Genomic DNA, 20,617 nt, shown 5'->3' with positions numbered 1-20,617 from the left:
ATGAAACGACAAACAGGTTTGTTACTGGGAAGCGCTTTACTGCTGATGGCTAATTCGTCCTGGGCGACGGTCTGCCAAAACTCGAATGGCACACCAACGGATGTTTTTTACGATCTGTCGAACGTCTTTAACAGCAGCAATAATCAGCCGGGGCAGGTGGTGACGTTACCGGAAAAATCGGGCTGGGTTGGCGTTAATGCCACCTGTCCGGCTGGGACAACGGTGAATTACACCTATCGAAGCTATGTCACTGAACTTCCGGTTCAAAGTACCGAGGGTGGTTTTCAGTATCTGAAGCTCAATGACTACCTGCTGGGGGCCATGAGCATCACCGACAGCTATGCCGGGTTGTTTTATCCTCCGCGAAATTATATCCGTATGGGCGTTGACTCGAACGTTTCGAAGCAGAAGCCTTTTGGCGTACAGGATTCAAACCTGGTGTTTAAACTCAAAGTGATCCGCTCGTTTATTAACATGGTGCCGATCCCGCGCCAGACCATGTTCAGAGTCTATGTCACGACCAGTACCGGAGATGCGCTAAGCACGCCGGTTTATACCATCAGCTACAGCGGTAAGGTGGAGGTTCCACAAAACTGTGAGGTGAACGCAGGGCAGATTGTCGAGTTTGATTTTGGCGATATTGGCGCATCGTTGTTCAGCAAGGCGGGGGCAGGAAACCGTCCCGAAGGCATTAATCCGCAGACCAAAACGGTGGCGATAAAATGCACCAACGTCGCAGCACAGGCCTACTTAACCATGCGGGTAGAGGCCGAGAAAGCCTCCGGGCAAATGATGGTATCGGACAATCCTGACTTAGGGTTCATTGTCGCCGACAAAACCGGTAGACCGCTGACGCCCAATAATCTGTCCAGCACGATCCCATTTCAACTGGATGATAACGCCGCGGCAAACGTGAGTATTCGGACTTGGCCGGTCAGCGTGACGGGGAATAAACCTACCGAAGGGCCTTTTACTGCCCGTGGCTATCTGCGAGTAGATTATGACTAACAAGCAAACGCCAACTTCATGGGCGCTTCTGGTGATGCTGCCCATACTGACATTCAGCTCGTTGTGCCATGCGGCCTCATCGCTGGGCGAAATCAATATTGAACTGCGCGGAAACGTGGTGGACTTTACCTGTGCGGTGATTGCAAGTGACAGCAATAAGTCGGTTGAATTGGGCACCTGGCCAACAAAGCAGTTACAGACCAGCGGGGATACTACCCAACCAGTCGCGTTTACGCTGAAGCTGGAAGGCTGCCCGCCGGGATCCGCGTCAATAACGTTTTCTGGTACTCCGGCCCCGGGTACGACGTTGCTGGCGCTTGATGACGCGGTGATGGCGCAAAAGGTGGCGATCGAACTGCATGACAGCGACCGTACGCAATTACCGCTCGAGCAGGCCAGCCAAACCGTAGGGATTGATGAGAACGGCAATGCCACGCTGACCTTTTTCGCCAACTATATCGCGTTAGCAGACGGGGTTCAGCCTGGCCTCGCCAGGGCCGATGCCACATTTATGATTAACTATAACTAATCAATGCGCGGATAAAACGCTCCCGAACGAAGTCTCGCCGGGAGTGCTATTACATTAATTCATGCATTTTTGCGTAATCGATCAGCTCAACGATAGTATGTAAGCCGAGTTTGGCGTAGATGTTAGCTTTGTGAGCACTAATCGTTTTATTGCTGAGTAACAGCTGCTCAGCAATTTCCTTATTAGAAAGGCCATTTGCCAGATAACGCAAAACCGTAACTTCGCGATTAGAGAGCGGCATGTCATTCAATACACCTTTTTTCATATTTATATTGTTAATGAAGTTAAGGGTGTCTGAAGGGAAAAAAGAATATCCCGATAAAATCATTTTTACCGCATTGTAGATATCATTCAAATCCTTTCGTTTACTGACAAAACCATTTGCACCGGCCCGGATAGCACGCCCGGCATAAAAAGACTCCGATTTGGAGGAGAGAAACAGCACCCGAGTATTCTCCTGCAGAGACTTTATTCTCTTGAGTAATGTAAATCCATCTGAACCAGGTAGTTCAATATCCAGAATGACAAGATCGACAGGGTAAGTGCGCAGGTGCTCTATTGCCGTACGGCTGTCATCGGTCTTCAACACAACCTGGATATTACTGTTTTTTTCAAGTAGTACTTCTATCGACATTCTGACAATAGGGTGTTCGTCCATAATGATAACGGATGCTGGTTTCATTGTTGTATGCCTCAAACTGTATGCGTATCTTGATAATTTTATAAAACATCAGGCGTTATAATATTGTCAAATAGCCAAGGGTTGTTCTGAGGGAGAGTCGAATAAATATTATTTCATCCTTGTTTATTCGGTTGCTCTTCTACAGAACAATGAATTTGTGGAAAATCCATTTCACACTGGGAAAACTAACAATTAATCAGAAAACTATGGGGATTATACCTGCTCTGTTCTTTCGGAAAAGGCTTACAACATTCAGGTTGTTAATGTCAGTTAGGATGTTCTAAAAGATCCAGATGTGTTAATGACTATTGGCATTATTTTACTGCTGTTTGAATTATGGCAGACTGAAAAAAATTTTTAAATGGTAAAAACAATACAATAAACTAATTGTTTAGGATTTGTTAAGGTGGGAATGACGCTATTTGTGCTGATATGCACAGAATCAGTATGGTTTACTGGGGTGGTGGAAGTTAGCATAATACCAGGAATAGTTGTAAATATTAAATAGTTGTGAAATTTAGATCTTTTATCTCATATAAAAATAAGTAATTTCCTAAAAAATCTTATGGCACATAGGGTTAGGGTGTTAAATTAAATGAGCAGAGGTAACGCTGAGGCGATGTATCAGGTGCAAAAAACGCTGCCGGTTTGCTAAGCCCAGACGCGCAATCAGCTGGTTCAGGCGATAGATGATACGGTGGTAGGGGCGAGCTTGTAACAAAGCAATCTCTTTTAAGGAGTTACCTTGTAAGAGTAATTCCACCATCTCCCAATCGAGCTGGTTTATGTGCCTGGAGTGAATATAGTTAAGGACTGGCGACAATAAAGCGCGGCGCATCTCCGGGAGGCGCAGGCTACGTGACAAGATATAAAATGGACCGGACAGAGAAATAAAAGGGATTAGGTCTTCATCGTGGCGGGAAAGTAATATGAAGATTTGGATGTTATTCCGCGGTTTAATTAGCTGGCGCAGATACTCCAGAACATCAAAATAAGAGATTGTTAAACCTTCCATATCAACCACTAACTGACTAATTACCGACTCTCGCAGGCTGATTTTTGCCGATTCAATGGTCTGGAAGATCGCGGTACGTGCTCCTGAAAATAAATGTCGACCCAGCGCATAGGCCAGATAGTAATCTGTCGTAATAATCGCCTGAGATATAGTGTCACTCGGTAATGTGTATTCGAGTTTTTGCGTCAGATACTCAAGTTGGTCAAATACCTGTGATGTGTAGTGAGGATATTGCCAGGTACAGTTAGTGTTTCGTATACGGCGATGTCGATCCCGGCGTTTTGCGCTGTGCATCCTTTTCCATTCCATTTCTGTTGCGGCAGGTCTGGATAAATTGCTGGCTATAAACATCCCTGACCCAAATTTTCTCCAGCGTAAAGGCGAGTTTCCTTGTGCTGTTGGGTTTCAATGCTTCAGCAATCATCAGACTGGCAATTGCGTATCCCATCAGAATAATCTGCCGGAAGTTTTCTGATGTCTTACTCAATGCCCAAAAAGTCGTTTTATCCAGTTCAACCTCTCTATGGGATTAGATAAAATATTACCGGGTGTGTCTTTCTGTTACCCTGGAAATAGTAAGCCAGGATTATTCTGGCAGCATGGAGATAGGTACAGTAGGTGTCGATACTTAATTGGTGATGAGATTTTTCTCAATAAAAAATCAGGCAGAGAGATGCCACCTAATTTTGTAGAAAGTTCAGATGCGCCCGGATGTATCTTAAGAATTGCTGATCGTTTTTCACATGCAGCTTTTTCATAATGCTGCGACGGGTGGCTTTGGCCTGAATTTCGCTTACCGAGAGCAAGTGGGCCGTTTCGGCTAAGGTATAGCCGCTGGCGAGAAACATTAAGAACTGACGTTCTTCGATAGAAAAGTTACGAGTGGTGCAGTAATGGCAGATAGTTGCGGGCACGTTGTTGCGCAGCGCACGTTTTTGCAGGATAAGGACTAATTTTTTAGTCATTTCCTCAACGTCATCTTCCCGATAGATCAGTGGCAACATGTACAGGCAGGGCCGGAACATCAGCTTATCTTTATCGTTTCTGTTGCAGATGACAACCCGGTGTTGGCGGCGGGTATGGACCGGAATCTGATAGCAATCGGCGCTGAGCCAATCTTCATCCAGGGAAATAAACGCGATGTCAGCGCGATCGATATCCTCGACAGGCAAAAAGCAAATCTCCTGATGCCACTGATTTGCTAAATGGGAGATGATAATTTTTAGTCCATGTTCGAAGTGACTGTTTTCTTCCTTGATGGCGATACTTAACATTAAAGAGTTCCTGAACCGCTGGAGGGGTAAGGGAATGTTAAGCAAAATCATAAATATTCTAAATACATGTATCCCTAAATCTGGCGTTTCGTGGGCTGAGTTGTTACCAGGCGATTTCCTGGATACCCTTGAACAAGCAGAAAAAATCAACATTCGTTCACTTCGCCAGCAACTGAAACAAAAGGCATTGACTCAGCAGGCGCTGGCCGTATAATTCACGCGTTTCATCTGCATGAAGTAATCACTTCGCAATGCGCCCTTAGCTCAGTTGGATAGAGCAACGGCCTTCTAAGCCGTAGGTCGTAGGTTCGAATCCTACAGGGCGTACCATTCAAAATCAGTCTCTATGCTCAGCTTCAACGTACCGTTACGCGCGGGACGGTTTTTCTTTTTCCAGCCAACGTTCTACCTCATAAAGACTTTGTTGGATCTCCTCTCTGAGTGAAAAATCACCCAACGGCTGCTGTTCAAGTGCTGCACACATCGTGCTGGCTGAGCGCATTCCCATGCTGGCGCAGCTGCTTTTTAGCTGATGCGTCAGACGTTTTATCCGCTCGTCGTCATGTGCTGCGCGGGCAGCGTCAATCTCAGCTAATACAGGAAGAGTGTGTTGCTTAAAGAGCGCTAACCATTCGTGCACCTTTTGCCACCCCATAACCTGGATATCTCCAGCCAATTGCTGAAAATCTAACCGTTTGTTGTCATTTTCTGATGCAAGCGGGAGAGTCGTACTACCGTGCAGATAATGCGTAATAAGTCGACTGAGTTCATCCCGGGGGACTGGTTTTTGAATAATGCCAAGGAACAGGGTGCTGGTTCTTTGGCTTAGCGTTTCGTCGATGACGTGCGCGCTAAAGCCGATCAGGTTAAGTGCCGGATAGTCGTGGGCTAACTGCTGCGCCAGCGTGATCCCGTCGATATCAGGAAGATCGAAATCAACCAGAGCAGCATCGTAGCGTGTATCTTCCTGCAATATTTTTAGCGCCTCAGCGGCACTGCTGGCAGCAGTAACCTGTGCGCCATTGAGGATGAGCATTTCAGTACTGATACTTTGTGTAAGAGGATTATCCTCGATAAGCAATAAGCGTAAGCCCTGTAACGATATGGAGCGTTGTGCGGGTTTCATGATGGGCATCGTGGTTGCCCGCAATGGCAGACGCAACTGGAAACAACTCCCGACGCCGGGTGTGCTGGTGACGCTCAGCTCTCCCTGCATTGCCTGAGCGAGACTGGCGCTGATGGTTAGTCCGAGTCCGGTTCCACCTCGTTTACTGCTTACCTGAACAAACGGCTGAAAAATATCGTGCTGGCGGGCAGGGTCAATTCCACATCCCGTATCTTCAACCTCGATGTACCAGTTTTTGCCCTCACATCGGCTACGCAGGATGATGCGTCCCCGATCGGTAAAGCGTAGTGCGTTGTTTAATAAATTAGTAATGATTTGCCGGATGCGGCGCGGATCACCACGCAGGGAAGCGGGAACATCATCGGCAAAATCCGCAACCAGCACGACCGGGCGACCAGCAACGCGGCTGTTCATGAGTTGAAGCGTACTTTCCAGCAAGGGGTTGGGTTCAAAAGGCTCATCGCCTATCGCCACATTTTTTCCACCGGCTTCGATGGCGGAATAGTCCAGGATATCGTTGAGGATGGTCAGCAAAGACTCGCCCGAATCGGTGATTGCGCGTAGATTTTCCCGATGCTGTGCCAGGGAGGGATTGTCTGAGAGCAACTGCGCAGTGCCGAGGATACCATACAGCGGGGTGCGTATTTCATGGCTCATGGCGGCAAGAAACGCCGATTTTGCCTGGTTAGCTTTTTCAGCTTCTGCACGGGCCTGTCGGTGTTCAGATACCATAGAACGCAGCTCGGCGGTGCGAGCTTTAACCTGTGCGGCCAGATGTTCGCGATGGCTATTGAGGGCGTGAACGCTGCCGCGAAAGGCATCCATCAACCGCCCGATGGTATCCAGTTCACGAACGCCTGCGGTTTCCGGGAATGGGGAGTCAATATCCCCCTCGAGCAGACGCTGTAACGCCTGGGTTTGCTGTGCCAGTGGTCGAGTGACTGAGCGATAAACCACACGCCAAAGTATAAGAATCAGCAAACATAATGACACGCCACTTAACAGCAGCAGCAAGTGTTGCCCGCGCTGGCTGGTCTGTTTGAGATGCGCCAGTCCACTTTGATTACGCTGGCCGATGGTTTCCACCAACTGGCTGACTTCGCTACTGAAACGGGTAAATTGCTCGATATTATTCTGCGATAAGATCTGCAATTGGGTCGTGATGTCATTATCCTGGCGATAAAGGGACAGCAGCTCAACATATTGGCTAATCGTATTGACGGTGTTGGCCACCTGAGTGCGCACCACGGGATCTTCAATACGTAGTTGTCGGCGCTGAAGTACTCTGACGGCGGCATTCAACTGGTTTTCCAGCGCAGCCAGGTTATTCTGCGCCTGGTTATTCCCCAGGTTCATGACCATTTGCTGCACGCGTAGCGCACTCAGGCGCAGTTCATTCATCTGGTTATAATATTCCAGATCGATATCGATGAGCCTGTCCAGCGCGTGTTCAGCGGCCTGCCCCTGATGGCTCTCAATCAAATCGTAAATGCTGGCCTGTGTCGCACCCGCCGACGTGGCGGCATTACTGGCCTGTCCGCGTGCCATTTCGGCAACGTCAGCGGTGGCCTCAATAATTTGCTGGCTGAGTTGTTGCTGTTGAGCACGTAATTTCAGGCGTTCGCCAACCATCTCCCCCTGATGGCTTAACGATCGGGCGATTTCTTTCTCCTGCTGTTCAATGGCAGAAGTATCAAAGCCCTGTTCACGAAGGGTTTTGAGTAATGTGGTTATTTTCAGGCTCTGGGCGGTTAACATTCTCCCCTGAGCCAGCCACATATTTTCATTGTCTGCGGTGGTCAGATTTTGTGCGGAAAACAGTTCCCAGGCGCTGGCCTCGCTGAGCTGGCGCGCCATATCCATGGTTGGAATTAGCGCCTGGGTATTGGCCTGCTCAACCTGGCTGACAAAACGCAGGTTATACCAGCCTGTCAGCGTACTGATGAGAGTCAGTGCCGCCATCAGCGCAAAGCCTATCCACAGTCGTTTGGTCAGAGATAAATTCACTGTCTGGTCGCCACAGATTAAAAAGGTTGAGTCCAAAAGAGGAAAGCAACTAGGATAAAGCCTTATCAATGTTGAGGCTATCATGCGCGTATTGGTTTTCCTGTTAATCACGCTTTTTCCCGGTTTGAGTCATGCGGCCGGGTCCGCATTGCTGCGCTGGCAGGATACGCAGCAGGCAGTCCCGGAACTGCAATCGGACGTTACTGCAAACAAAGTCTGGAAACTGTGCGCACTGTATCCCAGCCTGAAAGACTCCTATTGGCTTTCCGTGAATTACGGCATGCTTGAGGCGGCGAGAAAATACGGGGTAAGTCTGAAGGTGTTAGAGGCGGGAGGGTATCGTCAGTTCTCCACGCAAAAAACACAAATCGCCCAGTGCCAGCAATGGGGAGCAGATGCCATATTGCTGGGTAGCAGCACGACGACCTTCCCGGATCTTTCCGCGCAGGTAGGCGCGTTGCCGGTCATTGAGGTAGTGAATGCGATACACGATCCGACGGTGAAAGCTCGGGTCGGCGTTCCGTGGTTCCAGATGGGGTATCAGCCGGGCCGCTATCTGGTCAAGTGGAGCGGCGGCAAACCGTTAAAGGTTCTGCTATTGCCAGGACCTGATGACGCCGGAGGCAGCCGCGAAATGGTGGCAGGATTCCGTCAGGCGATTGCCGGTAGTCAGGTGAACATCGTGGATGTGGCGTTGGGGGATAATGATATTGAAGTTCAGCGCAACCTATTGCAGGAGATGCTTGAGCGTCACCCGGATGTCGATGTGGTTGCCGGTACGGCAATTGCTGCTGAAGCGGCGATGGGAGAGAAGCGGAATCCGGGGACGCCGCTAATCGTGGTCTCTTTTTACCTGTCGCATCAGGTATATCGCGGACTTAAACGCGAAAGAATCATTATGGCTGCCAGCGATCAGATGGTCTGGCAAGGTGAACTGGCGATTCAACAGGCGATCAGGGTACTACAAGGGCAACCGGTACCGGAAAATATCAGTCCGCCGATCCTGGTGCTCACCCCGAAAAATGCCGACAGCCAGCATGTTCAACGCTCGCTGTCTCCTGGCGGGTTCCGTCCGGTTTATCTGTATCAGTACACGTCGGCCGCTAAAAAATAACCTTCGCCGTGCTGCGTCACCAGTAAATCAGCCCGTAGCTTGTGGCGCAAACGGCGGATCAGTACATCTACGGTGCGTAAGTCTGGATTGTCTACCCGTCGTGCCGAAAGCATACGCAGTAAACGTTCGCGGCTGAGAATTTCCCCCGGATTGGTGACAAAGGCGACCAGCATTTCATACTCGGCGCGGGTGAGTTTGATCGTCTCATCGCCCAGCTCCAGGGTATGCCGGGAGACATTCAGACAGTATCCGGCAAACTGATAGCAGTTATCTTTGGTCTCCGGCTGTGCCTGGCGGGCAAGATCGATACGCCAGAGCAAATTTTTAACCCGAACCACCAGTTCACGTAGCTCCAGCGGCTTGGTGACATAATCATCAGCGCCCATTTCCAGGCCAACGATCCGGTCAATTTGATCGCTACGACCTGTCACCAGAATGATCCCCACCGTTGAGCGTTCGCGCAGGGCGCGGGTCAGCATTAAGCCATTTTCGTCCGGGAGGTTGATATCCAACAGAATGAGATCGACAGGATGTTGTGACATTATTTCACGCAGACCAGCTCCGCTGGCGGTGACAGAGACATGATAACCTTCCTGTTCAAAATATGCCTGTAACCTCGCCTGGGTGACGGGTTCATCTTCAACAATGACAATGTGATGCGGCATCTTGATGGCGTTCTCTTTCTGTTCATATCTGTTCACATTGTGCCGTAAGCCATTCATCCTGACCAGTGTTGCTGTTCACATTTGAGAAATAAGATCCTCTGTAACTAAACCATAAGATTACAGGGGCTATTATGCGGAAACTATGGAGGGCGCTGCTCAGACCGAGCGCACGTTGGTCAGTGTTGGCGCTGGTCGTTATCGGGATTGTGGTCGGTATTGCGCTGATCGTCTTGCCGCACGTTGGTATTAAATTAACGAGTTCTACCGAGTTTTGCGTGAGCTGCCACAGTATGCAGCCGGTTTACGAGGAATATAAACAGTCTGCGCATTTTCAGAATGCCTCCGGGGTGCGCGCAGAATGTCATGACTGCCACATTCCATCCGATATTCCAGGCATGGTGAAACGTAAGCTGGAGGCCAGCAACGATATTTACCAAACCTTTGTTGCCCACTCTATTGATACTCCAGAGAAATTCGAAGCCAAACGCGCTGAGCTGGCGGAGCGCGAATGGGCGCGAATGAAGGAGAACAACTCCGCGACCTGTCGTTCTTGTCATGACTATGATGCGATGGACCACGCGAAACAACATCCTGAAGCTGCGCGCCAGATGAAGATTGCGGCCAAGGACAACCAATCCTGTATCGACTGCCATAAAGGTATTGCACACCAGCTTCCCGATATGAGCAGCGGTTTCCGCAAGCAGTTTGATGAGTTACGCGCCAGGGCGAACGACGATGGCGAGACGCTCTACTCTCTGGACATCAAACCTATTTATGCCGCCAAAGGTGATAAAGAACCTGCAGGCTCACTGCTGCCCGCTTCTGAAGTGAAAGTGTTAAAGCGTGATGGTGACTGGCTGCAAATTGAAATTGTGGGCTGGACCGAGAGTAATGGGCGTCAGCGCGTGTTGGCGCAACTGCCGGGCAAGCGCATTTTTGTGGCTTCCATTCGTGGCGACATCCAGCAGCACGTGAAGACGCTGGAGCAAACCACCGTTGCGGAAACGAATACGCCATGGAGTAAATTGCAGGCCACTGCCTGGATGCAGAAGGGCGATATGGTTAACGATATCAAACCTATCTGGGCTTATGCCGACTCGCTCTATAACGGAACCTGTAACCAATGCCACGGTGCACCAGAGAAAGAACACTTTGATGCTAACGGTTGGATTGGCACGTTGAACGGCATGATTGGATTTACCAGTCTGGATAAACGTGAAGAACGTACCTTGCTGAAATATCTGCAAATGAATGCCTCTGACACTACGGATAAGCCGCATGGCGATAAGGGAGAAAGCAATGAAAAATAACGATCTCTTTCAGGCATCGCGCCGACGTTTTTTGCTGCAACTGGGCGGCTTGACCGTAGCTGGTATGTTAGGGCCTTCGCTGCTCACGCCGCGTAGCGCTAATGCTGCAGAGGTGCAGGGGGCAGGCGTCAAAGAGGGGATTCTGACCGGTTCTCACTGGGGGGCGATTCGTGCCACCGTGGTTGACGGTCGTTTCATTGAGGCCAGGCCGTTCGAGCGCGATAAATACCCGTCAAAAATGATTGCCGGACTCCCGGATCACGTACATGGTGGAGCGCGTATTCGCTACCCGATGGTCCGCGTGGACTGGTTGCGTAAACGCCATCAGAGCGACACCTCGCAACGTGGAGATAACCGCTTTGTGCGCGTTTCGTGGGATGAAGCGCTGGATTTCTTCTATCAGGAGCTGGAGCGCATTCAGAAGACTTATGGTCCGAGCGCGCTGCTAACGGCCAGCGGCTGGCAATCGACCGGGATGTTCCACAATACTTCCGGGATGCTGGCGCGTGCCATTGCGCTGCATGGCAACAGCGTGAGTACGGGGGGCGACTATTCCACCGGTGCCGCTCAGGTCATTCTGCCGCGCGTGGTGGGTTCAATGGAGGTATATGAACAGCAGACCTCCTGGCCACTGGTACTCGAAAACAGCAAAACCATTGTGCTGTGGGGTTCTGACCTCATCAAAAACCAGCAGGCGAACTGGTGGTGCCCGGATCATGATGTCTACGAATACTACGAGCAACTGAAGGAAAAAGTGGCACGGGGCGAGATTTCGGTCATCAGCGTTGACCCGGTCGTCACCTCGACTCATGACTACCTGGGCCGCGACAAGGTTAAGCACATCGCCGTGAATCCGCAGGCTGATGTGCCGCTACAGCTGGCGCTGGCACACACGCTGTATACCGAGAAGCTCTACGATAAGCATTTCCTCGAGAACTACTGCGTTGGGTTTGAGCAGTTTCTGCCTTATCTGCTGGGAGAAAGTGACGGACAGCCTAAAGATGCTCAGTGGGCGGAAAAAATCTGCGGGATTGATGCTGAGACAATCCGTGAACTGGCGCGGCAGATGGCGGGGGGCAGAACGCAAATTATTGCTGGCTGGTGCGTGCAGCGTATGCAGCACGGGGAACAGTGGGCTTGGATGATCGTAGTGCTGGCCTCAATGCTTGGGCAAATTGGCTTACCCGGGGGGGGATTTGGCTTTGGCTGGCATTACAACGGCGCGGGCACCCCAGGTCGTAAAGGCGTTATCCTGAGCGGATTTTCTGGTTCTACCACCGTTCCACCGGTACATGACAGCACCGATTATAAGGGCTACAGCAGTACCATTCCGATCGCGCGTTTTATCGATGCGATTCTGGAGCCGGGCAAGAGCATTAACTGGAACGGTAAAACCGTCAAGCTGCCACCGTTGAAGATGTGCGTTTTTGCCGGGACCAATCCGTTCCATCGTCACCAGCAGATCAACCGTATTATTGAGGGCTGGCGTAAGCTGGAAACCGTTATCGCCATCGACAATCAGTGGACCTCGACCTGTCGATTCGCTGATATCGTATTGCCGGCGACGACCCAGTTTGAACGTAACGATCTCGACCAATATGGCAACCACTCCAACCGCGGCATTATCGCTATGAAGCAGCTGGTGCAGCCGCAGTTTGAAGCGCGTAATGATTTCGATATTTTCCGCGATCTTTGCCGCCGCTTTAATCGTGAAGAAGCCTTCACCGAAGGGCTGGATGAGATGGGTTGGTTAAAACGGATCTGGCAGGAAGGTAGCCAGCAGGGGAAAGGGCGCGGCGTCCATCTCCCGGCTTTCGACGTTTTCTGGAATCAGCAGGAGTACGTTGAATTCGAACATCCGCAGATGTTTGTCCGTCATCAGGCCTTCCGCGAAGATCCCGACCTTGAACCTCTGGGGACGCCGAGCGGTTTGATCGAGATCTATTCGAAAACTATTGCCGATATGCAATATGACGATTGCCAGGGGCATCCGATGTGGTTTGAGAAAATCGAACGTTCACACGGTGGGCCTGGATCGCAGCGTTGGCCGCTGCATCTGCAATCCGTCCACCCGGATTTCCGTCTGCATTCACAGCTCTGCGAGTCCGAAGCGCTGCGTAAGCATTACGCGGTAGGTGGCAAAGAACCGGTGTTTATTAACCCGCAGGATGCCAGCGTCAGGGGGATCCGCAACGGCGATATAGTTCGTGTATTTAACGCGCGTGGACAAGTGCTGGCCGGCGCGGTTGTCTCCGATCTCTACTCGCCGGGCGTGGCGCGCATCCATGAAGGTGCCTGGTACGATCCTGATAACGGAGGAGAAATCGGAGCGCTGTGTAAATACGGCAATCCGAACGTGTTAACCCTAGATATCGGTACGTCTCAGCTGGCGCAGGCGACCAGTGCGCATACTACGCTGGTGGAAATTGAGAAATATACCGGTAAGGTGGATAACGTGACGGCGTTCAGCGGCCCGATAAAAATGGTGGCGCAGTGCGAATATGTCCCGGCGGAGAAGGTGACGTCATGATGAAACACACCTCCCTGACGACAGAACAGATGGCCTGTGTTTATGCATGGTTGGCGCAAATGTTTTCCCGGGAGCGTGACGGTGAGGGATTAGCGCAATTGCAGTCCAGCGAAATGACTGAGTGGTTCACCGTACTCAAAGGTGAACCGTCGCTTGAGGCGGATGTTCTTTTGCTGGAAGCGAAAATTGCCGCGCTCAAGGTACGTGAAGACGCTACCCTGGAACTGGCGGCTGATTTTTGCAGCCTGTTCCTGATGTCGGATAAACACGCCGCGTTACCCTATGCGTCGGCTCATCTTGAAGAAGGGCCAAACTACGGGGTCATTAAACAACTGTTATCTGATGCGGGCATGCAGGTAAGCGATACGTTTAGCGAATCAGCCGATCATCTGGCGATTTTTATCGAATTGCTGAGTCATCTGCATTTTTCTCTTGGTGAGCCAGGGGGTAGCCGTCAGCGTATTGATGCGTTGCGCAGAGAAACGCTGGCGGGGCTGTTACGCTGGTTACCGGAGTTCACCGCTAAATGCCGCCGATATGATGACTTTGGTTTCTACGCTGCGCTGAGCCAGCTGCTACTGGCATTTGTCAGGCTGGATCATCAGAACTGAGTGATGGCCTGAGCCACAGAAAAACGGGAGCACATTCGCTCCCGTTTTAACCTTATCACCGCACAACCAGCACCGGGCATTTCGCGTGGCGGACTACGGCTGCCGCCGTTGAACCCAGTAAATAAGTGCTAAACCCCGGCTTGTGTGAGGCGATGACGATAAGCTCGGCGTCAACCGCCTCCGCCAGCTTGAGGATCTGATCCTTCGGCGGGCCGTAAACAACGTGGGTCTGAGTCCTGCCGGCAGGAATATTGAACTGCTTAATAATCTCTTCGAGTTTTTCGCTGGCCTTGGCCTGCAGACCACTTCTGTCCGGAAATTCGGTAGAGTAGGCCAGTCCCAGCGAGGCATAGAACGGAACGGTAGGAATAACTGCTAAAAAGTGGACCTTCGCGGTTTTGGCATGCGCCTGGACCTGCGGCACAACATGACGAGTGAGATCGGCTTCAGAGATATCAATGGGCACCAGAATTGAGCGATACATATTCACTACCTCCTGTTTGTTTTACCTCTACCCTGAGTGTAGCGAAAGTTGTTTCTGTATAATAAGTGACCAGATCAAGAATGTGTGCATCAGTGCGGGCCAATGAAATGTGTGTGTGTCGTATGTCTGGCCGTAATGTATATGTGAGCGAAATAGTAAGACAGATATCTTCATTAATACGTGTAATCGCAAAATAGAAAAGGGTTCTTTTTTATATGCTTTCATTGTATATTTAATTATATAGCGAGTGTTAACGCGGGATTAACTTCAGCGACTTTTACTGTTTATAGAATTTTTATTCTGAAGTTTGTGTGGTTAATGGATAATCAAACCTTGCATGTAGAATAAAACTCTAATTTTAAACGAAATTTGATATTTACATTTCATTCTCACTAATTATGCGAGCCCCTTCAAACTTACCCATTGGCTGATTCTTATTTCTCTCTTTGCTTGATGAATATCAATAAATAGCTGCTTTAGGATATTTATTGTCTACCTCTAAAAGGGTATTCGTCTGATGGAAATAAAAGATGAGAAAAATAAATAAAACTATCCTATGGACGATGCTGCTGTGCATTGTTCTTGGCGCAGTTATTGTTTTGGCGGGGCAATGGACATTACATAAAACCTCGAGTACAGAATTCTGTTTGTCTTGCCATACGATGCAGGCGCCCTACGAAGAATATACCGGCTCGGTTCACTTCCAGAATCAGAAAGGCATTCGCGCAGAGTGCGCGGACTGTCATATCCCGGAGGGCGGTCTGGATTTTCTGGTGGCTAAGCTGCGGGCCTCAAAAGATGTTTATCATCAGTTCATCACCAAAAAGATCGATACCCCGGAAAAATTTGAAGAACACCGTCTGGAGATGGCGCAAACCGTTTGGGCACAGCTCAAGGCTAATGATTCTGCGACCTGCCGTAGCTGCCACAGTATGGACTCCATGGATCTTGCCGCACAAAGCGCGGATGCTCAGAAGATGCACAAAATGGGCATCGCGGAAAAGCAAACCTGTATTGATTGCCATAAAGGCGTCGCCCATTTCCCACCTGAAATAAAAATGGATGACAGCGCGCTTAAAGGGCTTGAAGCGCAGTCAGCCTCCACCCCAGCTTCAGCAACTGAACTTTATGCTGTAAGCAACACCGCGTTGGGTGATCTGGGAACCGTTTACCCGGCAACAAAAATGCAGGTCCTGAAAACAACGGACAACGCGCGACTGGTCGAGATTCGCGGTAGCCAGATGCAAGGAAGTGAACAGGTTATTTACTACGCAGCAGGGCAGCGTTTGATTCTTGCCAGCCTGAGTGAAAAAGGTCAACAGTCGCTGAAGATCCTCTCCGACTGGAAAAAAGATGACTACGGCAATGCGTGGCGAGATGTCGTGCTACAGGGGGAATGGAGCGGTTCCGCTCTCGCCAGCCGCGAACCAATGTGGGATTACGCGCGCAAACTCGACAATGTGTACTGCGCAGGCTGTCATGCGCCAATTCCGGCGAATCATTTCACGCTCAACGCCTGGCCTTCAGTAGCCAAAGGGATGGGCGCTCGCACCAATATCAGTGAAACCGAACTGGATATCCTGAGCCGTTACTTCCAGTACAACGCTAAAGACATGAATAAATAAGCGATCAATCAGGAGAAATCATGAAACTCACAAGACGTGACTTTATTAAGACGGCTGGCGCGGCAACCGGGACAATGGCGATTTCTTCGGTGATCCCAATGCCAGCCTGGGCCGAAGGCCAGAATGGCGGAGCAATCCTGACGGCAGCACGTTGGGGGGCGGTATACGTGGAAGTAAAAGACGGAAAAGTGGTTTCCTCAAAAGGTGCGTTGCCGAAAACGGTGCCGAACTCATTACAGCAAACTGCGCCAGATCAGGTTCATACCAATATCCGCGTTAAGTATCCGATGGTGCGCAAAAGCTATCTGGAAAACCCGGGTAAAGCGGATGGCAAACGCGGTAACGATCCTTTCGTGCGGGTCAGCTGGGAGCAAGCGCTGAAGCTCATTCATGAACAGCACAGCCGGATCCGCAGCAGCTATGGTCCCGCTTCGATATTTGCCGGTTCTTATGGCTGGCGATCAAGCGGCGTTCTGCATAAGGCGCAAACCTTACTGCAACGTTATATGAGCATGGCCGGTGGCTACGCTGGGCATACCGGAGATTATTCAACCGGTGCCGCGCAGGTGATCATGCCTTATGTTGTGGGATCGGTTGAGGTCTATGAGCAGCAAACCACCTGGCCGATGGTGCTTGAGCACAGTCAGGTCGTGGTGCTGTGGGGGATGAACCCGCTCAACACCCTTAAGATTGCCTGGAGCAGCACGGATGAACAAGGGATCGAATACTTTAATCTGCTGAAGAAATCAGGGAAAAGCGTCATCGCCATCGATCCGATGCGTTCTGAAACCATTGAGTTCTTTGGTGAGAATGCGACCTGGATTGCGCCACATATGGGGACCGATGTGGCAATGATGTTAGGGATCGCCCATACGCTGGTGAAGAAAAACCTTCACGACAAAGCCTTCCTGGAAAAATACACTACCGGATATCCGCAGTTTGAAGAGTACCTGCTCGGCAAGAGCGATAAAGTAGAGAAAACCGCCGAGTGGGCATCTGGCGTGTGTGGCGTGCCTGCTGAGCAACTGGAAAAGCTGGCGGAAATTTTCTCCAGCAACAAAACCATGCTCATGGCAGGTTGGGGGATTCAGCGCCAGCAATACGGTGAGCAAAAACACTGGATGCTGGTGACACTGGCGGCGATGCTGGGGCAAATTGGTACCGAAGGCGGCGGCTTCGGGTTCTCTTATCACTATTCCAACGGCGGTAATCCAACGCGCATCGGTGGAGTCTTACCGGCGATCTCCGCCAAAATTGAGGGTGGGTCATCGGCAGGTAATGACTGGGCGGTTTCCGATGCGGTGACCAGCCTGCCGGTAGCGAGAATTGTCGAGGCGCTGGAAAACCCAGGCGGCAAATATCAACATAACGGTAAAGAGCAAACCTTCCCGGATATCAAAATGATCTGGTGGGCGGGCGGCGCTAACTTTACCCATCATCAGGATACCAACCGCTTAATCAAAGCCTGGCAGAAGCCTGAACTGGTTGTCATCTCTGAATGCTACTGGACCGCTGCGGCCAAACACGCCGATATCGTTCTGCCAATCACCACCTCGTTTGAGCGTAACGATCTGACCATGACCGGTGATTACAGTAACCAGCATCTGGTACCGATGAAGCAGGTCATTGAGCCGCAGTTTGAAGCGCGTAGTGATTTTGACGTCTTTGCCGATCTGGCTGAGATGCTCAAGCCGGGGGGGAAAGCTGTCTACACCGAAGGCAAAGATGAAATGGCGTGGCTGAAGCAGTTCTATGACGTCGCGCAAAAAGCCGCCCGCGCCCAGCGTGTTGCCATGCCTCAGTTCAACGCGTTCTGGCAGCAGAATAAACTGATCGAAATGCGTGAGAATGAAAAGAATAACAAATATGTGCGCTACGCGGATTTCCGCAGCGATCCGGTGATGAACGCACTCGGAACGCCGAGCGGCAAGATAGAAATCTACTCGAAAACGATTGAAGGCTATCAGTATAAAGACTGTCCGCCGCATGCGTCCTGGATTGAACCGGATGAATGGAAAGGAACTGCGGATAAAGATCAGCTGCAGCTACTGACGGCGCACCCGGCACATCGTCTGCATAGCCAGCTGAACTACGCGTCGCTACGTAAAGAGTACGCGATTGCCAATCGTGAACCGGTGACGATTCATCCGGATGACGCAAAAGCCAGAGGGATTGCCGAGGGCGATCTGGTCCGCGTATGGAATGCTCGTGGACAGGTTCTGGTTGGGGCGCACGTCAGCGACGGCATCAAACCGGGTATCATCTGTATTCATGAAGGCGCATGGCCGGATATTGAAAACGGTATCTGTAAAAATGGCGGCGCGAACGTGCTGACGGCGGATATCCCGACTTCAAGACTGGCGAACGGCTGTGCCGGGAATACCAGCCTGGTATACGCAGAAAAATACACCGGTGAAGCGCCAAAACTCACCGTCTTTGATGAGCCAGCAATTGTCACCATGTAGTGATGACTGATAAACGGGGGCCGTAAGGCTCCCGTTTTTTATTGCTGTTTGGGCTGCTTTTTACTGTTGTTACTCAGCCAGCACAATCACATCTCCCGTTGCCGGGGCGTCAGTTCCCGGTAGCCACAATCGCCCCCACGAACCGGTGCAATGACAGCCGAGCAGTTTTTCGGGTTGTTGTTGCTGAATAAATTGTCGAGTCCGCCATAGCTTAGCGGGGGAGGCGGCGCGTAAATGAAAGCCACCGACCAGGGCATAAATTTTGTTAACCCCGGTGATTTTCTGGCAATGGCGTACGATGTTTTCTATTCCCCGATGCCCGCAACCGGTAATGATGACTAACCCGCGTGCAGATTTATAGATCAATACGCCTTCGTCACTGATGTAATCTGGCTGGAGTGTTTTCTCGCTAATCACGCCATAGGACTGTGGCGTGGGGACACTGATTTCCCCGGACCACAAAAAGCGATCGCTGATAGCCAGCGGCTCGCGGGTGTATTCCATTATGAATCGAGAGTAGTTGTTATCACGCGAGAGTTTTTTTATTTTTCGTGGTGTTCCCGCAACCGTAACTGAGGCGTACCGTTCGCAGGCTATTTGGGGATGGCAAATGATACGGCTGTTATCCGCAAGCCATGGCACGCCGCCGCAGTGATCATAATGACCGTGCGACAGCACTACGGCGGTTAATTGGGTCAGGTCTACGCCCATTTGCGTAGCGTTGTGCATGAAGCTGCCATCCGGCCCGGTATCAAACAATATTGTGGTTGTTTCATCCTGAACTAACAGACTTAATCCAGGCTTGGCCAGTATTGATTTTTCTGCGCCAGCAGCGCGTCGGTTTTCAAGCAGCACCGTGAGGGTTAAAGCCATGCCTGACTCCCGTATTAAAACGGCATACTGTAATGCATCGCTTTTGAGAGCGCTGTGATCTCAGCGCTCTTTAGCGTTATCCGTTATTCACGCACAATTTTGCCTGCGTTTCCTGCATCGCTGTCATTCCAGCTACCGTGACCATTTGTTTTAATCGTATAGGTGGCATAGCCGACACGGAAGGTCATCGTATCCTTATAGGTATTTACGTCACGCACTTCATTACCATTGACGTAAACGCCGGAATCTTCGACGTGAATATCAACACTGCGTTGACCATTGGCAAATTTGGCTACGTAATTTCCGCTGAATTTGCCATCAATACCGGCATTATCGTGGTTATCCGTGTTAGTGGTATTTTGCTGTTTTTCACCATGATGATGACGATTCTGCTGGCCGTTGTTGTTCTCAATAAAGCCATGATCGCGGTTCCACTGATAGGATTTATTCACATCACAGCCATTGAGTTCGCTCATTTGCGTACAACCTGAACGCTCATACTTTTTCTGCATTGCCGGGGTAATTGCACATGCCGTAGTGGCCGTTGTCAGGCCAAGGACCAGGAGGGTCAGCAGACGTTTATTCATTTTTCACTCACTATCATCATTAAGTTTATTTATAGGAATACGAACTTTTTGGCTGTCATGTTTACGACGACGGCAGTCTCCCATTAAATATTAACGACGCATACCAGGGGGAATCCTAATTTATAATTAGGGTGAGGTGATAAATGTTGTAATACGCAACATAATAAGCAGCTGATTTACGATTTTTATACAATCTGAATAGATAGTTGGAAGGTGTTTACTTGTTAATGTGATATTTAATGAATTATTAATATTGACATTAACGATGAACAAGGACGCGGGCTTGTATATAAACAGACCCGCGTGGGGAGAGTAGTCCACAATATTCAAACTTCGCGTATTTATGGATGTCGTTGTCAATATAGTTCGTCTTTACCCCTGAGTGGAGATCTGCGCGCGGTGCTGCTCGGCCTGTACCTCATGAGCGAATGAATGGCCGTTGTTTACCGATTGGTGAACAACCATCGCTTTTTCATGTTCATTCATTTGTGAAAATGATTTCGCATTGGTTGATATTGACGATGAATTATTTGCCTGCGCGGCGTGTGCTTGTGCCATTTGTTGATGTGCAGGAGCATCGCTGTTATTCATCATTTCATGAGCCATTGCGGCCTGCTGATGCATTTTGGGTGTTTCTGCCGCATTAACGCCAGCTGAAATAAAAAACGCGATAGCTAAAAAAGAGGACATCTTATTCATCATATTTCTCCTG

General features: G+C 50.2%; 18 protein-coding genes and 1 tRNA gene. 10 read left to right on the top strand and 9 right to left on the bottom strand.

Features of this window, described 5'->3' with window-relative positions; genetic code table 11:
• Together fimH and sfmF are read left to right on the top strand one after the other, a co-directional pair.
• Entirely contained in the window at positions 1 to 1,008 is a 1,008-nt protein-coding gene (gene fimH, locus LY264_RS18000) for a type 1 fimbria D-mannose specific adhesin FimH (protein WP_048226209.1), read from the top strand.
• Between the two features lie 34 nt (positions 1,009 to 1,042).
• Positions 1,043 to 1,537, top strand: coding sequence for a fimbria assembly protein (gene sfmF / locus LY264_RS17995; protein ID WP_240498928.1), 495 nt, complete (start codon positions 1,043 to 1,045; stop codon positions 1,535 to 1,537).
• Positions 1,538 to 1,586: 49 nt separating this feature from the next.
• Here sfmF and fimZ read toward each other — a convergent pair whose 3' ends face one another.
• From fimZ to fimW, 3 genes are all read right to left on the bottom strand, one after another.
• Positions 1,587 to 2,219 (bottom strand): fimbria biosynthesis transcriptional regulator FimZ, encoded by a 633-nt coding sequence (gene fimZ, locus LY264_RS17990; RefSeq protein WP_003831119.1) that lies wholly within the window; start codon positions 2,217 to 2,219, stop codon positions 1,587 to 1,589.
• 586 nt (positions 2,220 to 2,805) lie between these two features.
• The gene (gene fimY, locus LY264_RS17985) at positions 2,806 to 3,528 is read right to left on the bottom strand and encodes a fimbria biosynthesis regulator FimY (RefSeq protein ID WP_032942589.1); all 723 of its coding nucleotides are present in this window, start codon (positions 3,526 to 3,528) and stop codon (positions 2,806 to 2,808) included.
• 386 nt (positions 3,529 to 3,914) lie between these two features.
• Entirely contained in the window at positions 3,915 to 4,508 is a 594-nt protein-coding gene (gene fimW, locus LY264_RS17980) for a fimbria biosynthesis transcriptional regulator FimW (RefSeq protein ID WP_008784010.1), read from the bottom strand.
• Positions 4,509 to 4,542: 34 nt separating this feature from the next.
• Between fimW and LY264_RS17975 the strand changes: the two genes are divergently transcribed.
• Positions 4,543 to 4,722, top strand: coding sequence for a hypothetical protein (locus tag LY264_RS17975; RefSeq protein WP_048226205.1), 180 nt, complete (start codon positions 4,543 to 4,545; stop codon positions 4,720 to 4,722).
• A 39-nt stretch (positions 4,723 to 4,761) separates the two neighbouring features.
• Positions 4,762 to 4,838, top strand: a tRNA-Arg gene (locus LY264_RS17970).
• Between the two features lie 37 nt (positions 4,839 to 4,875).
• Here the strand turns inward: LY264_RS17970 and torS are convergent.
• Complete coding sequence (gene torS, locus LY264_RS17965; protein WP_071692486.1) at positions 4,876 to 7,641, bottom strand: TMAO reductase system sensor histidine kinase/response regulator TorS; 2,766 nt, start codon at positions 7,639 to 7,641, stop codon at positions 4,876 to 4,878.
• An 82-nt stretch (positions 7,642 to 7,723) separates the two neighbouring features.
• Between torS and torT the strand changes: the two genes are divergently transcribed.
• Positions 7,724 to 8,755: a TMAO reductase system periplasmic protein TorT gene (gene torT / locus LY264_RS17960; protein ID WP_048226203.1), complete on the top strand. Its 1,032-nt coding sequence runs from the start codon at positions 7,724 to 7,726 to the stop codon at positions 8,753 to 8,755.
• Here torT and torR read toward each other — a convergent pair.
• A complete protein-coding gene (torR, locus tag LY264_RS17955) occupies positions 8,728 to 9,420 on the bottom strand; it encodes a two-component system response regulator TorR (protein ID WP_020996565.1) in 693 nt (230 codons plus the stop codon). The genes torT and torR overlap by 28 nt on opposite strands.
• A gap of 131 nt (positions 9,421 to 9,551) precedes the next feature.
• Between torR and torC the strand changes: the two genes are divergently transcribed.
• Genes torC through torD form a run of 3 tightly spaced genes read left to right on the top strand, consistent with a single transcriptional unit; the run spans position 9,552 to position 13,871 of the window.
• Positions 9,552 to 10,730 (top strand): pentaheme c-type cytochrome TorC, encoded by a 1,179-nt coding sequence (torC, locus tag LY264_RS17950; RefSeq protein ID WP_003831126.1) that lies wholly within the window; start codon positions 9,552 to 9,554, stop codon positions 10,728 to 10,730.
• Positions 10,720 to 13,260 carry a trimethylamine-N-oxide reductase TorA gene (gene torA, locus LY264_RS17945; RefSeq protein ID WP_048226201.1) on the top strand — a complete coding sequence of 847 codons (2,541 nt, stop codon included), beginning with the start codon at positions 10,720 to 10,722 and terminating at the stop codon, positions 13,258 to 13,260. Before torC ends, torA begins: the two co-directional genes overlap by 11 nt.
• Positions 13,257 to 13,871, top strand: coding sequence for a molecular chaperone TorD (gene torD / locus LY264_RS17940; protein ID WP_048226199.1), 615 nt, complete (start codon positions 13,257 to 13,259; stop codon positions 13,869 to 13,871). The genes torA and torD overlap by 4 nt, the downstream gene beginning before the upstream one ends.
• A 55-nt stretch (positions 13,872 to 13,926) precedes the next feature.
• Here torD and uspF read toward each other — a convergent pair whose 3' ends face one another.
• Positions 13,927 to 14,355 (bottom strand): universal stress protein UspF, encoded by a 429-nt coding sequence (gene uspF, locus LY264_RS17935; protein WP_003831130.1) that lies wholly within the window; start codon positions 14,353 to 14,355, stop codon positions 13,927 to 13,929.
• Positions 14,356 to 14,885: 530 nt separating this feature from the next.
• On the opposite strand from uspF, the gene LY264_RS17930 reads away from it, so the two are divergent.
• The gene (locus LY264_RS17930) at positions 14,886 to 15,980 is read left to right on the top strand and encodes a NapC/NirT family cytochrome c (protein WP_008784017.1); all 1,095 of its coding nucleotides are present in this window, start codon (positions 14,886 to 14,888) and stop codon (positions 15,978 to 15,980) included.
• 20 nt (positions 15,981 to 16,000) lie between these two features.
• Positions 16,001 to 18,445 carry a trimethylamine-N-oxide reductase 2 gene (locus tag LY264_RS17925; RefSeq protein ID WP_048226197.1) on the top strand — a complete coding sequence of 815 codons (2,445 nt, stop codon included), beginning with the start codon at positions 16,001 to 16,003 and terminating at the stop codon, positions 18,443 to 18,445.
• Positions 18,446 to 18,514: 69 nt separating this feature from the next.
• Here the strand turns inward: LY264_RS17925 and LY264_RS17920 are convergent, their stop codons facing one another.
• From LY264_RS17920 to LY264_RS17910, 3 genes are all read right to left on the bottom strand, one after another.
• Positions 18,515 to 19,318 carry an MBL fold metallo-hydrolase gene (locus LY264_RS17920; protein WP_048226195.1) on the bottom strand — a complete coding sequence of 268 codons (804 nt, stop codon included), beginning with the start codon at positions 19,316 to 19,318 and terminating at the stop codon, positions 18,515 to 18,517.
• Between the two features lie 83 nt (positions 19,319 to 19,401).
• On the bottom strand, positions 19,402 to 19,905 hold the full coding sequence (locus tag LY264_RS17915; protein WP_048226193.1) for a hypothetical protein: 504 nt from the start codon (positions 19,903 to 19,905) through the stop codon (positions 19,402 to 19,404).
• A 372-nt stretch (positions 19,906 to 20,277) separates the two neighbouring features.
• Positions 20,278 to 20,604 (bottom strand): hypothetical protein, encoded by a 327-nt coding sequence (locus LY264_RS17910; RefSeq protein ID WP_048214749.1) that lies wholly within the window; start codon positions 20,602 to 20,604, stop codon positions 20,278 to 20,280.
• Positions 20,605 to 20,617: the final 13 nt, after the last annotated feature.

It is taken from the genome of Citrobacter portucalensis, from assembly GCF_023374935.1.
Lineage (GTDB): Bacteria > Pseudomonadota > Gammaproteobacteria > Enterobacterales > Enterobacteriaceae > Citrobacter > Citrobacter portucalensis.
The sequence above is the reverse complement of the archived record's forward strand: the minus strand, read 5'-3'. Positions and strand labels throughout refer to the sequence as shown.

What these genes read in the sequence shown, in the direction of transcription:
- fimH (WP_048226209.1), top strand. Translation starts at nt 1, where the DNA reads ATGAAACGACAAACAGGTTTGTTACTGGGAAGCGCTTTACTGCTGATG.
- sfmF (WP_240498928.1), top strand. Translation starts at nt 1,043, where the DNA reads ATGCTGCCCATACTGACATTCAGCTCGTTGTGCCATGCGGCCTCATCG.
- fimZ (WP_003831119.1), bottom strand. Translation starts at nt 2,219, where the DNA reads ATGAAACCAGCATCCGTTATCATTATGGACGAACACCCTATTGTCAGA.
- fimY (WP_032942589.1), bottom strand. Translation starts at nt 3,528, where the DNA reads ATGCACAGCGCAAAACGCCGGGATCGACATCGCCGTATACGAAACACT.
- fimW (WP_008784010.1), bottom strand. Translation starts at nt 4,508, where the DNA reads ATGTTAAGTATCGCCATCAAGGAAGAAAACAGTCACTTCGAACATGGA.
- LY264_RS17975 (WP_048226205.1), top strand. Translation starts at nt 4,543, where the DNA reads ATGTTAAGCAAAATCATAAATATTCTAAATACATGTATCCCTAAATCT.
- torT (WP_048226203.1), top strand. Translation starts at nt 7,724, where the DNA reads ATGCGCGTATTGGTTTTCCTGTTAATCACGCTTTTTCCCGGTTTGAGT.
- torR (WP_020996565.1), bottom strand. Translation starts at nt 9,420, where the DNA reads ATGCCGCATCACATTGTCATTGTTGAAGATGAACCCGTCACCCAGGCG.
- torC (WP_003831126.1), top strand. Translation starts at nt 9,552, where the DNA reads ATGCGGAAACTATGGAGGGCGCTGCTCAGACCGAGCGCACGTTGGTCA.
- torA (WP_048226201.1), top strand. Translation starts at nt 10,720, where the DNA reads ATGAAAAATAACGATCTCTTTCAGGCATCGCGCCGACGTTTTTTGCTG.
- torD (WP_048226199.1), top strand. Translation starts at nt 13,257, where the DNA reads ATGATGAAACACACCTCCCTGACGACAGAACAGATGGCCTGTGTTTAT.
- uspF (WP_003831130.1), bottom strand. Translation starts at nt 14,355, where the DNA reads ATGTATCGCTCAATTCTGGTGCCCATTGATATCTCTGAAGCCGATCTC.
- LY264_RS17930 (WP_008784017.1), top strand. Translation starts at nt 14,886, where the DNA reads ATGAGAAAAATAAATAAAACTATCCTATGGACGATGCTGCTGTGCATT.
- LY264_RS17925 (WP_048226197.1), top strand. Translation starts at nt 16,001, where the DNA reads ATGAAACTCACAAGACGTGACTTTATTAAGACGGCTGGCGCGGCAACC.
- LY264_RS17920 (WP_048226195.1), bottom strand. Translation starts at nt 19,318, where the DNA reads ATGGCTTTAACCCTCACGGTGCTGCTTGAAAACCGACGCGCTGCTGGC.
- LY264_RS17915 (WP_048226193.1), bottom strand. Translation starts at nt 19,905, where the DNA reads ATGAATAAACGTCTGCTGACCCTCCTGGTCCTTGGCCTGACAACGGCC.
- LY264_RS17910 (WP_048214749.1), bottom strand. Translation starts at nt 20,604, where the DNA reads ATGAATAAGATGTCCTCTTTTTTAGCTATCGCGTTTTTTATTTCAGCT.